The sequence below is a fragment of the Paenibacillus sp. FSL H7-0357 genome, assembly GCF_000758525.1.
Taxonomy (GTDB): domain Bacteria; phylum Bacillota; class Bacilli; order Paenibacillales; family Paenibacillaceae; genus Paenibacillus_AQ.
In genome coordinates, this window is the sequence record NZ_CP009241.1 from 7305832 (window position 1) to 7318443 (window position 12612).

Consider the following 12612-nt stretch of genomic DNA (forward strand, 5'->3'; position numbering starts at 1 on the left):
TTGTACATTTCAGCTTTAATGAGACAATACATTGTTTTCTCCCCCAATACGGTGGAGGAAGTAACTTTCCAGCGTATCACCAGCCAGTGCCATTCCGGTTATCAGTACACCTTCCTTCATAAGCACCGCAGAGATAGCCTCCATGTCATCCAAGTGATCGTACAATTTAATAGTGCCATCAGGCATTACCTGATACTCTTTTATGCCCAGCTGACTCTCTAATGCGAGCAATGCATTCTCAACCTTATTGGTTTGCAGCGCAATATGGCGTTTACACTTTTCATTCAGCTGATTTTGCGTTAATTCTTCTATCAGGGTACCTTTATTAATCAATATGTATTGCGACACCGTTTGATAAAGCTCATTAAGGATATGACTGGATATTAATATCGTTGTACCGCGTTCCTCATTCAAGCGCTTCAGTAAAATTCGCATTTCAGCAATCCCCATGGGGTCAAGGCCATTAATGGGTTCATCTAAAATGAGTAATTCAGGATCATGAAGTAATGCAATTGCAATACCCAACCGCTGCCGCATTCCCAAAGAAAAATTACGGACAGCCTTCCTTCCTATACTACTGTCATTCAGACCGACCAGCTCCAAAGTTTCCTTGATTACCTGTTTATCAGGTATACCACGCTGAATACGCTGAACCTCCAAATTCTGTACAGCAGTCATATTGGGGTAAAGCGCGGGTGTTTCGACCATGCAGCCTATTCGTTTACGTTGCTCTTGCAGAGCCTGTTTTCCTGTTTTCCCAAAAAGGTACAGCTCGCCGCTTGTGGGAAAGGATAATCCTACAATCAAGCGAATCAACGTTGTTTTTCCTGCTCCGTTCTGACCGATGAAGCCATAAATTTTCCCCCGTTCAATACTTAAATTAATATTATCCAAGGCCAAAACATGATTGTATTTCTTGGTGAGGTTTTTGGTCATAAGAATGGTGTCATTCATCTCTGTCACACTCCTTATATAAAATAAGCTAAAGTACAGAAGCTTGTGGTTGCTGCCTATTTTAGAATAAAACCTTAAATAAATTCTTAAATTAAACCAGCGTATCTTAAAGAATCCATAAAGTCTTTGTTCGTGACTATGATTAAATTTAGTTTATGTAGTCTTATACAAGCGATAGCCAATTCCCCAGACAGTCTCTATGTATTGCTGGTCAGGGTTGATGACCTTCAGCTTATTGCGTATGTTGCTAATATGGACATTAAGCGTATTATCCTCGCTCATATATTCTTCGTTCCATATACTCCTGAATAAATTTGCTTTTGAATATATTTTGTCCGGATGCCTCATAAGCAGCGCCAAAATCCCGTATTCTTTGGCAGTAAGTGCAAGTTCGCGTCCTGCAACCTCTACAAGATGATTAATATCATCCAGCTCAATATCTTTATAGATCAGACATTTGGAGCCGGCAGTATTCATCTGCATTTTATTACGCCGCAAATTGCTTTCAATCCGGGCTAAAGTCTCGTCGAGATCAAAGGGTTTTGTGATGTAATCATCTGCTCCAATACGTAAAAGATCTATTTTGGTTTGTGTTGTATCTTTGGCAGAAATCACTATCACCGGAACTGCAGAATGTTTGCGCAGTTCAAGCAGAATCTGATCACCGCTTTTAAACGGCAACATCAGGTCTAACAATATTAAGTCAAAGGTTTCCGTTTGAATAAGCTGCAAGGCTTCTAATCCATCATATGTAGAGGTCGTTAAATAACCATGTCCGGATATAAAGCTGTGAAGCAATCCGTTTATTTCTTTCTCATCTTCGACAATCAGTATATGCTCCATTTCATCACACCTCTTGATTAACTTGAGATCCGGTTATTCTGCTCACAGCTAATTTGCTGGATTTCCAGGGTATAAAATCTTCCTTTTCCCCTTTATTTTAACACTAAGCCTTGAAAATACGCTTACTATATAGACTGAACATAAGATTCCCCCATTTGGGCGAGGACGTAACTACGGTGAATATTTGGACTTCCGGCCGCTGTTGTCCCCAGATTTCTTGATTTAACCCGCTATATGCGGTGGAAATCCGGTGACAAAGGCGGTCGCTATCGCTCCTACAGTTCCAAAATTCCCCTCCGCTACTACTTGCCCTTTTGGGTAGTGATTAATTTCATTCTATATAGCATTATAATCAAATCATTTTGATTTCAGCTAACCCGTCTAGAAATTCCCCGGCGAATTTGACCTGCCTCCTAAAACGGCGTAGACTTTCAAAAGTGAGCAGAAACAATAAAAGATCAGGCCGCAACCAGCGGTTTATTTGTGCTATTTCAAGTTCATCTATAGAGAAGGAGGCTGAGTAATGAAGGCAGATCATACTTCAACCTCGACCGGCGAAGCCGTGGAGGAAGCCCTGCCGCGCGTGCTGATCGTAACCGCTGTCGAAGCCGAGCGGGAGGCGGTCCTGCGCGGCCTGAGGGGCAGCAGCAGGTTCCACGTCATTGCTGCGGGTGCCGGCACCGCGGCAGCAGCGGCGGGCACCGCCGCCGCTCTGGCAGCCGGAAGCTACGGCTGCGTTATCAGCGCCGGGATCGGCGGCGGGTTCCCCGGGCGGGCGCCCGTAGGTTCGCTGGCCCTCGCCAGCGAGATGATTGCCGCCGACCTCGGGGCGGAGACGCCGGAGGGCTTCCGCAGCGCGGCCGAGCTCGGCTTCGGCCGCGTGTCCGTGCCGGGCCACTCCGGCACGGTGCAGGCAGTTGCGGCCGCGCTCGCAGCGGCCGGGCTTACGGTAAGCACAGGCCCTGTGCTTACCGTGTCAACGGCGACCGGCACCGCCGGGACGGCCGCCGCTCTGGCCGCGCGGCATCCCGGTGCCGTCGCGGAGGCGATGGAAGGCCACGGGGTTGCCGTGGCCGCCCGGCACTTCGGGATCGCGGCGCTGGAGCTGCGCGCGATCTCGAACCCGGTCGGCCCGCGCGACCGGGCGGCGTGGAAAATCAATGAAGCCATGGATGCCCTCGCGGCCGCGGCTGCGATACTACTGGAGGTGCTGTAATGACAACCGAACTGAATATTGCCTTTTCCCCTTGCCCCAATGACACCTTTGTGTTCCATGCCTGGGCGCACGGGCTAGTAGAGAATGCACCCAAGCTGAATGTTACCTTTGCAGATATTGATATTACGAACGGTCTGGCTGCTGATGGCGCCGGGCCTGAGGTGCTCAAAATTTCCTATGCTGCCCTTCCCTGGGTGCTGGAGCGGTACAAGCTGCTGCCTTGCGGCGGCGCACTTGGCCGGGGCTGCGGCCCGCTGGTGCTGACCCGCAAAGGGCCGGGCGCGATCAAGCATCCCAAGGAGCTGTCGGGCCGCAGAATCGCCGTACCCAGCGAGCGCTCCACCGCCTATCTGCTGTTCCGGCTGTGGGCTGCGCAGCAGGTGCCGAGCGGCCCATCCGAAATCGTCGTCATGCCTTTCGATGAGATTATGCCTGCTGTGCGTGACGGGCAGATTGATGCCGGACTGGTGATTCACGAAGCCCGGTTCACTTATCCTTCCTACGGTCTCCACATGCTGACCGATCTTGGCAACTGGTGGGAAAGTGATACCGGACTGCCTATACCGCTTGGGGCAATTATCGCCCGCCGCGATCTGGACAGCGAAGCCATCTCCGGCTGGATACGCAGTTCACTGCAGTACGCCTGGGATCATCCTACAGCAAGCAGAGATTATGTCCTGGACCACGCCCAGGAGCTGTCTCCGGAAGTCGCCAAATCACATATTGATCTTTACGTGAACGAGTTCTCGATGAATCTCGGGGAGGACGGCTACGCAGCAATCTCTGCTCTGCTGAACCGCGCCGCGGCCGAGGGTCTCGTGCCCGCCGTTGCTCCTGAGCTGCTTCGTTAGAGCATCAAACAGATGACTTCGGAAGCTTTTAAATTTACAATGAAGCTAAAGATCAGTGATGGGAGAGGATTCAATGATTCCTGCAGGCAACAGCAAGCAAAACATCGACCGCTTCTTGGGATTTCAGGACGAATACGACCGTTACCGCCCGGAAGCCCCGCAATTGGTTACTGAATTGTTGACGAATTACTTGGGCAGCCGCCCTGCCCTCGTGGCCGACATAGGCTGCGGAACAGGACTGTCCACCTTTCTGTGGAGAGAGGGTGCCGGCTCTGTAGTCGGCATAGAACCTAACCCCGACATGCTGGCCAAAGCGCTTGACAAGCTTGCCCGGCAAGGACAGCAACAATCCCTGTCCTTTGTCCAAGGATACTCCAACCAGCTGCCCTTTGACTCTGGCAGTGTTGATATCATCACCTGCTCCCAGTCGTTCCACTGGATGGAGCCGGTAAGCACACTGCAGGAAATCTCCCGCTGCCTGCGCCAAGGCGGGGTGTTCGCCGCTTATGACTGCGATTGGCCGCTCGTATTACAGGCGGATATTGAAACCCGCTACAAACAGCTGATATCCGCCGCCGATGAACTACTTGATGTACTCCAGCCAGCCGCCGAACAGGCGCATAAATGGGATAAAGAGGGACATCTGGGCCGGATAGAGGCCAGCGGCTGCTTCTCCTTTGCGCGGGAAATTGTTTTTCATAATACAGAAGAATGTGATGCCGAACGTTATGTCGGGCTGGCACTCAGTCAAGGCGGCATTCAAACCGTTCTGAAGCTCGGTTCTTCCGCACTGGAGCAGCTTATTTCCGATTTCTCCGCAGCGGTAGAGCAGTATTTCCAGAGCCGGACCCTGCCGGTACACATCAGCTACCGGATGAGAGTCGGGATCAAATAATACGTGAAACGGCTATCTTTCACCGCCCCAACAAAAAAAAGCGCCCAAATACGGAAACTCCGCATTTGGGCGCTTTCTACTGGCTATGACTAACTGGCATGTTATGGTTACCACCAGCTTATTTCTTGTTCATCTTGAACTTCAGGAACAGCTCGTTGTAATGGGCGAGCATCCGCTTGCCGAGGTTGTCGTAAACCTCCAGCCGGTCGGTAATTTCAGCCGGCGGATAGAAGCGGGTATCTCCGGAAATATCCTCCGGCAGCAGCGCAAGCCCTGGAACGTTAGGTGTAGAATAACCGACATACTCTGCATTCTTCGCCGCCACATCGGGACGGAGCATGAAGTCGATGAACTTATGCGCCCCTTCCACATTGGCTGCCGTGCGCGGAATGACCATGTTGTCGAACCATTTGTTCGAACCTTCCTCCGGCACCACATAATCGAGCTTGTCGTTCTCATCCATAATTTCTGAGGCGTCGCCGGACCATACGATCCCGACGGCTGCCTCTTCGTTCGCCAGCAGCATTTTGACCTCGTCACCGACAATAGCCTTCACATTGGGAGACAGCTTGTTCAGCTTGGCCAGTGCCTCCTGCAGGTGATCCTCATTCCGGTCATTGACGGAATAATGCAGGCTGTTCAGCGCCATCCCCATGACCTCACGGGCCCCGTCAACCAGGAAGATATTATTGTTCAGCCTGCTGTCCCACAGGGAATCCCAGCTGCTGAAATCAATCCCCTCCGTCATTTCCGGGTTGTAGATAATGCCTACTGTCCCCCAGAAATACGGCACCGAATACAGATTCCCCGGATCGAAGGAAAGATCCATGAACTGCGGATCAATATTGGCCAGATTCGGAATCTTGCTGTGATCCAGCGGAAGCAGCAGCTTCTCTTCCCGCATCTTGGCGATAGCATAGTCTGAAGGCACAACAACATCAAAGGTTGTCCCGCCCTGCTCGACCTTGGTCAGCATCGCCTCATTGGAATCAAAGGTCTGGTAAATGACCGTAATCCCGGTTTCTTCCTCGAACTGCTTCAGCAGTTCAGGTTCGATATAATCGCCCCAGTTATAGATGGTCAGCGTATTGCCGCCCGTATAGCCCTCAGCCGAATTCAGCCTGGAAGCCAGGAACATCAGCCCAAATGCGACGATGAGAATCGCCAGAAAAGCATTCACCAGTTGTTTCATCTAGGCACCCCCACTTCAGCGGCCGGCTCTGCGATATGAACCGCCGGGCGTTGCTTCCGGCGGTTCAGGAAATAATAACCGACGACAAGCAAGATGGTGAAGAGGAAGATCAGCGTGGACAACGCGTTAATCGACAGGGATACACCTTGCCGCGCCCGGGAATAGATTTCCACCGAAAGCGTCGAATACCCGTTGCCTGTCACGAAAAATGTCACCGCGAAATCATCCAGTGAATAGGTAAGGGCCATAAAGAAGCCGCTGAAGATCCCGGGTTTAATAATCGGCAGAATCACCTTGGTCAGCACATCGCGGCGGCTGGCCCCGAGATCACGCGCAGCATCGGTCAGCGTCGGGCTCATGTCCTGCAGATGCGGCAGAATCATCAGCACGGCAATCGGCACGCTGAATGCGACATGCGAGAGCAGGACCGACACGAAGCCGAGCTTGATCCCGGCAATCGTGAACAGGATCAGGAAAGACGCGCCGATAATGACATCGGGACTGACAATCAGCACGTTGTTCAGTGAGAGCAGTGTATTCTTAGCCCTCCGGCTGCGGATGCGCTGGATGGCCAGCGCCCCGATGATCGCAATCAGCGTAGCAATCGCCGAAGACAGCAAGGCGATCACCAACGTGTTAATCATAATAATCATCAGCCGCGTATCCTGCACAACCTCACGATAATAATCCAGCGTGAAGCCTTCGAAGCCATGCATCGTCCCGCCGCTGTTGAAGGAATAGTACATTAGGTAGAAGATCGGTGCGTACAGCACGGCAAAGACCAGCACCAGGTACAGATTTGAAATCCCATTCTTATTACTTCTCATGCCGCACCCCTTTCCGCGAGCTGCCCGACAGAATCATGAACAGCGCCATGATAACAATCAGGAAGACGGCAACAGTAGAGCCCATGCCCCAGTCCTGAGTGACCAGAAAATGCTGCTCAATGGCGGTGCCCAGCGTAATGACCCGGTTGCCGGCGATAAGGCGGGTAATCATAAACAGCGACAGCGCCGGAATGAATACCGCCATGCAGCCGGAGCGCACCCCGGAGATGGTCAGCGGGAAAATGACCCGCCGGAATGTCGTCCACCCGGAGGCACCCAGATCACGGGCCGCATCTACAAGGGACAGGTTCAGCTCATCCAGAGCGCTGAAGATCGGCAGGATCATGAACGGGATAAAGATATATACCGAGACAAAGACAAAGCTGAAACCCGTAAAGAGGATTTGCTGCTCTCCGATGCCCAGCAGGTCAAAGACATTGTTGACCGGCCCGAAGGTCCCAAAGATACCGATAAAGGCATACGTCTTCAGCAGCAGATTAATCCATGTCGGCAGGATAATCAGCAGTAGCCACAGCTGCTTATGCTTCGTCCGGGTCAGCAGATACGCCGCCGGATAAGCCACCAGCAGCGAGAACAGCGTAATCAGGATCGCGTACCAGAAGGAGTTGAGCATCATTTTCATATATACCGGTGTAAAGAAGTTCACGTAGTTGTCCAGTGTAAGATGCCCGTCCAGATCAAACAGGGAGTAGTAGACAACCAGCAGCACCGGCGCTATGACGAACAGGGCGATCCATAAGTAATAAGGGATGAGGAAATACGACCGGCCCTTACTCTTCATGGCTCTCCACCTCGCCGTAAGCTTCCAGACGTCTGTCGAATTCTTCCTCCGTTTCCCCGAAACGCATAACATGAATCGCTTCCGGATCGAAATACAGCCCGATCTCGCTGCCGACCTCCGCCTTGCGCGTGGAATGGACCAGCCATTCGTGGCCGGACCCGTCGTAGCAGCTGATCTCGTAATGCACGCCGCGGAACAGCTGGGAATCCACGCGGACGCGCAGTTTGCCTTGTTCAACGGCAGCAATCTCCAGATCCTCCGGACGGATCACGATCTCCACCGCTTCATTCGGCTTCAGCCCCGCATCCACACATTCAAAGCGGTGGCCGTTAAATTCAACGATATAATCCTCAATCATCACACCGGGCACAATGTTCGACTCGCCGATGAAATCAGCCACGAAGCGGTTGATCGGCTCATCATAAATATCGTTAGGCGTTCCGCTCTGCTCAATACGTCCGCCGTTCATGACAAAAATCCAGTCGGACATGGCCAGCGCTTCCTCCTGGTCATGGGTAACGAAGATAAAGGTAATGCCCAGCCGCTGCTGCATTTCCCGCAGAATGTACTGCATTTCCGTGCGCAGCTTCAGATCAAGTGCCGAAAGAGGCTCATCGAGCAGCAGCACCTGCGGTTCATTGACGATGGCCCGGGCAATCGCTACACGCTGCCTCTGTCCGCCGGACATTTCATTAATGGCCCGCTGATCGTAGCCTACAAGGTTGACGAAGCGCAGCGCTTCCTGCACCTTTTGCGTAATGACCTCTTTCTTAAGCTTCTTGATCCGCAGTCCAAAGGCCACATTCTCAAATACGTTCAGGTGCGGAAACAAGGCATAGTCCTGAAATACCGTATTGACCTGCCGTTCGTTGGCGGGAATGTGGTTGATGATTTTGCCGTTCAAATAAATGGAACCTTCCGTTGGTTCAGCGAACCCGGCGATCAGACGCAGGATTGTCGTCTTTCCGCAGCCCGAGGGTCCCAGCAGTGTATAGAATTTGCCGCGTTCGATCTCGAAGCTGACTCCTTTTAACACGGCTTCTTCATCGTCGTATTGTTTGGTAACCTGGTCAAAAGAAATAATAGTGCCTTCCAGGGTAGTTATGGCTAACGACCTCCCTTACCTTATGTAGTACAACCTATTTTACCCGCTTCTCGCAGGGAACAATCTAAAGTGGCATGCTCAGCGCTGATAAGCGACAATTCCTCCCTTCCTTCGACACACTTCAATATATATAGCATATAGGATTAATGCAATATATGCGATAGCTTACAATGTTAAAATGCAGCGCAGAAACTTAACAAGTTCGTAAAAACTGTACCCGTTATTGTTGTTTTTGAGTGCTATAATGAAAATTGCTGAAAACCTAAAAATGTTCTCTTATTGATGTGAAAGAAGATGACTAACATGAACGAGGGGTTGCAGGACCGCCTTGAAAAATTCGGATTATCTCTATATATGATACGCGTTACGATTGCTGCTTCACTCTCCTGGCTTGCGGTTCACAGCCTGCACGGCGACAGTTATTTATACTTTGCACCGCTTGCCGCAATTCTTATCACCCAAGGAAGCGTCAAGGCTTCGCTGGAAAAAGGGATTTACCGTCTGATGGGCGTTGTGCTCGGTGGAATTGTCAGCCTGCTCGTGGGCCATTTCTTCGACGTGGGGGCACTGTCTATTCTGCTGATGCTGTTGATCGGCATCGGTGTGGCCACCGCATGCCGGATTAACATTCAAGCCGTTTCCCAGGTCGGTGTGACCTCCGTGCTGGCATTGACCTTTTATCAGGACCCTTATATCGTGTGGAGAGTCGCGGAGACCTTAATCGGCGTGCTGATTGCCTTAATAATAAATATGATTATCGTCCCCCCCGGGGGGTTCGTCAAGGTTAAACGCCTGGCACTGGAAGGGACCCTGCTGCTGGCCGATGCCTTGACCGGACTCGCCGCAGAGAGCAGCAGTTCCAAGCAGGCTCCGGAGAGGCTGGTGCGTTCCGGACAACTGCTGGCGAAGAGCGACAAGCAGCAGAAAGAGCTGCACTATACGTTATCCCATTATCAATGCCGCGGCGGATTGCGGTCATTGACACAGGCAACCTCGCATCTGCAGAAGGTTCACCGCTACGTCAAGGAGATCGCCGAGGAGATTTCCCTCCTGCCTGCACATTATGCCGCAGCTGACTGGATGACAGAGGTCGTAACGGCAACCGCAGACTGCATCGCCTTGTATGGAACCAAGACTTTGTCCGATGCCGAATGCACCCGTTCGCTCCCCGAAGCGCTGCGCCGTGCCCGGGATCTGCAGTTCGCCTGGTTCTCCGAGCTGCAGGGTCAATGCTCGCTGACAGCAGTCCGCGATCTCGGAGCCGTCTTCTCCCATCTTAACCGGGTGCTGGAGGAAATTGAACGGGCCGATTATGCAGCCACAGTTATACCGGCACCAGCCTCCGTCCGGTCCGGAAGCGCGCGCGCCGTACATCTTGTTAAAAGAGGGCTCTCCCACAAGCTATAAGCTTGGGAGCGTCCTTTTTTTTGCAGAAACGACCCTGTCCTTTGAGAAAAAGGCAGGGTCGTTTTTGCTTGTAATATCGCTTGGACTCAAAGCCGTCCCTTTTAAAGGGATACCAGAGAGATTTATTATTAATAAGTTGAAAAATTAATACTAAAGTACTAGAATTAAGCTTGTTTGTAGATTTATTTTGGCAACCAATCCAGTATTGAACATTCCCTGTCGATTTGAGTCGATTAAATGACCTCATGCTGAATGTATATCATTGATCTATTTTTTTAAAGGCAAACTTCCCGAAAGGGCAGGACGCAAAGCGATGGGCCTAAGAATGTGAGACTATCCATTCATGGTCGCCAGGCTGCCAATTGAGATGTGACTTGGGTACCGGTAGATTAAGACAATCTATCATAGTCCATGATGCTCTTTTCTGTACAGATGCCATTGATTATACGAAGAAGCGAGGTTAGAGTAATGCCACAGCATATCATCGAGAAATTCAGGCATGTATTTCATACCACAACGCCAATCGGGAACCCCGATCTTCCGGCTCTGCCCTCTGTGCAGGCTAAGCCGCTCCGTGGGGGAGATGAGGATAAGAACGGACGTATTATCGTACAGAACAACCAAATATTCATCACTCCTCCTCTGCCCGGCGGCAAACCCGCTGTCATTTCCTCCGTTCACCCTGTGGTGTTGAATATTAACCGGAAGACGGTGACAGATCCTACGGAAGTAACCCCCACAGACCGTATCACCTGGGAGATTTGCGAGAAGCCGCAGTATCAGATTACCGTATCCGAAGATAAACTGAAGGTCTACTTCACGCTCTACCGTGCAGAAAAGTACGCCTGGAAGCTCGCCAGCTCCCCGGCTGCAGCAGATGTCACGGTCCGGGCGGAACCAAATTGCGGCCTGCTGCTGTCCACCCTTACGGTGGACCAGATTATCGCCGGCTTCAAGAAAAGCTCCATTATGCGCGATCTCAATATTCCAGCTCTTTATGCAGAGCTGAACAACCCTACCTATCTCCCGGTCTGCATCGCTGAGGGTAAAGCCCCTATTCCCGGCAAGAATGCCCGGCTGGAGCTGTTATTTGCTGAGGACAGGGAATATGAATTCATTCGGACTGCCGATCCTGCAGATTTCCCGAACCATCCAAGGGTTCCCTTTGTCCAGGAGGGAGAGGTCATTGCCTGTAAGCTGCCTGCGGAAGAGGGAGTGCCCGGCATCGACGTGTATGGCGGAATTATTCCCTCCCCGCCGCCGCAAGACATTCAGCTGGTCACTAAAGAATGTACAACCCTGCTGGCGGACGGCGGGATCGTCTCCCTCCGCCAGGGAAGGCCCCGCTTAACGGGATGCGGTCTGAACCGCAAGGTTTTTGATTTCCCCCAGACATATCTTGTTCCCGGGGATACGGACCCCGAAGCCGCCAAAATGATGTTCCCGGGTGATGTGGTCGCCACTAATGATATCGGAAACCAAACCATCCTTGAGGCGTTGGGAAATGTATACATATACGGCGATGTTACGCATGCGACAATCACAGCTACAGGCAGCATTTTTGTCCAGGGCAAGGTTGTCAGCAGCCAATTGTACTCCGGTCATTATGGAGCGAGACATAACCGCCTCTGCATGTACTCCGCTCTCTTGATGGAGGAAATGACCAGTCTGAGAAAAGCGTCGCAGCAGTTGGCGAATACCGTCCAATCACGCCAGCAAACCGTAAAATACGGTCTGGTCGTTATGCTGCTGCTGGAAAGCAAATATGACCATCTCCCCGGCCTGATCAGTGATCTCCAGGATGTTATTGCCGGGATGAATCCCGATTATCCTATCGACACCGGGCAATTAAGACATATGCTGGAGGTATTCCTGCACCCGGGGCAGTTCACCGATTTCTTCACGGATGCTGTTCTAAGCACCTTTCTGAGGCTGTTGCAGGATTTGCATGACGCCATATCCGGGATGCAGGAGGAGAATACACAGATCGACATTGCCTCGTCACAGCATAGCATTATTAAATCCGGCGGAGATCTCCATGTTCATAAGGAGGGGATTCTGCACAGCCAGCTGTTCTCTTCCGGCGATGTCCGTTTCGTAATGAACGAAGCGGAGTGCACGGACTCCTCAGTCGAGGCGGCAGGCTCCATCAGCGCACAGACTGTAGGGAAGCAGTCCTCCGAGAAATCGGTGCTTACCGCCGGCAATAATATTACAGTCCGCAAAATCTGCAACAGCGAAGTGACGATTGGAGAATACACCGCCAAGATCGACGGGACAGATGAAGAACTTGTCTTCACTGCCCAAAGCCTGCGGTTAAGAAATCAGGCGCATTAGCCTTCCTCTGCCCCAAAATATCTGATCTATATAGATTGAACTTATAATTCTTCTATTTTGGGATTGGCCGTGACTCCAGAGAATGTTTGGACTTCCGGCCGCTGTTAGGTTTGGATTTCCTGAATTTAACCGCGAATCGCGGTAGAAATCCAAACCTAAAGGCGGACGCTATCGCTCCTCCAG

General features: G+C 51.6%; 11 protein-coding genes and 1 riboswitch. Of the genes, 5 read left to right on the forward strand and 6 right to left on the reverse strand.

From position 1 onward, the window contains the following. Positions 1 to 15 precede the first annotated feature (15 nt). Together H70357_RS32245 and H70357_RS32250 are read right to left on the reverse strand one after the other, a co-directional pair. Positions 16 to 954: an ABC transporter ATP-binding protein gene (locus tag H70357_RS32245; protein ID WP_038597711.1), complete on the reverse strand. Its 939-nt coding sequence runs from the start codon at positions 952 to 954 to the stop codon at positions 16 to 18. 153 nt (positions 955 to 1107) lie between these two features. Continuing rightward, complete coding sequence (locus H70357_RS32250; protein WP_038597714.1) at positions 1108 to 1797, reverse strand: response regulator transcription factor; 690 nt, start codon at positions 1795 to 1797, stop codon at positions 1108 to 1110. A gap of 523 nt (positions 1798 to 2320) precedes the next feature. Here H70357_RS32250 and H70357_RS32260 point away from each other — a divergent pair. The 3 genes from H70357_RS32260 (at position 2321) to H70357_RS32270 (ending at position 4759) form a co-directional block, all read left to right on the forward strand. Next, positions 2321 to 3013, forward strand: coding sequence for a futalosine hydrolase (locus H70357_RS32260; protein WP_052092373.1), 693 nt, complete (start codon positions 2321 to 2323; stop codon positions 3011 to 3013). A gap of 11 nt (positions 3014 to 3024) precedes the next feature. Continuing rightward, entirely contained in the window at positions 3025 to 3864 is an 840-nt protein-coding gene (locus H70357_RS32265) for a 1,4-dihydroxy-6-naphtoate synthase (protein ID WP_038601075.1), read from the forward strand. Between the two features lie 73 nt (positions 3865 to 3937). Continuing rightward, on the forward strand, positions 3938 to 4759 hold the full coding sequence (locus tag H70357_RS32270; protein ID WP_038597720.1) for a class I SAM-dependent methyltransferase: 822 nt from the start codon (positions 3938 to 3940) through the stop codon (positions 4757 to 4759). 118 nt (positions 4760 to 4877) lie between these two features. Here H70357_RS32270 and H70357_RS32275 read toward each other — a convergent pair whose 3' ends face one another. From H70357_RS32275 to H70357_RS32290, 4 genes are read right to left on the reverse strand one after another with little or no spacing between them, the layout of a single operon-like run. Then, positions 4878 to 5951 carry an ABC transporter substrate-binding protein gene (locus H70357_RS32275; protein ID WP_038597723.1) on the reverse strand — a complete coding sequence of 358 codons (1074 nt, stop codon included), beginning with the start codon at positions 5949 to 5951 and terminating at the stop codon, positions 4878 to 4880. Further along, positions 5948 to 6778 carry an ABC transporter permease gene (locus H70357_RS32280; RefSeq protein ID WP_038597726.1) on the reverse strand — a complete coding sequence of 277 codons (831 nt, stop codon included), beginning with the start codon at positions 6776 to 6778 and terminating at the stop codon, positions 5948 to 5950. Before H70357_RS32280 ends, H70357_RS32275 begins: the two co-directional genes overlap by 4 nt. After that, positions 6768 to 7580, reverse strand: a complete 813-nt coding sequence (locus H70357_RS32285; RefSeq protein ID WP_038597729.1) for an ABC transporter permease — start codon at positions 7578 to 7580, stop codon at positions 6768 to 6770. The genes H70357_RS32280 and H70357_RS32285 overlap by 11 nt, the downstream gene beginning before the upstream one ends. Then, positions 7570 to 8676 carry an ABC transporter ATP-binding protein gene (locus H70357_RS32290; protein ID WP_038597732.1) on the reverse strand — a complete coding sequence of 369 codons (1107 nt, stop codon included), beginning with the start codon at positions 8674 to 8676 and terminating at the stop codon, positions 7570 to 7572. Before H70357_RS32290 ends, H70357_RS32285 begins: the two co-directional genes overlap by 11 nt. Positions 8677 to 8988: 312 nt before the next feature. Between H70357_RS32290 and H70357_RS34700 the strand changes: the two genes are divergently transcribed. Both H70357_RS34700 and H70357_RS32300 read left to right on the forward strand, forming a co-directional pair. Beyond that, positions 8989 to 10092 (forward strand): FUSC family protein, encoded by a 1104-nt coding sequence (locus H70357_RS34700; RefSeq protein ID WP_052092374.1) that lies wholly within the window; start codon positions 8989 to 8991, stop codon positions 10090 to 10092. 270 nt (positions 10093 to 10362) lie between these two features. Next, a riboswitch (cyclic di-GMP riboswitch) is annotated at positions 10363 to 10455 on the forward strand. A 105-nt stretch (positions 10456 to 10560) separates the two neighbouring features. After that, complete coding sequence (locus tag H70357_RS32300) at positions 10561 to 12429, forward strand: flagellar assembly protein A (protein ID WP_038597735.1); 1869 nt, start codon at positions 10561 to 10563, stop codon at positions 12427 to 12429. The last annotated feature ends 183 nt before the right edge of the window (positions 12430 to 12612 follow it).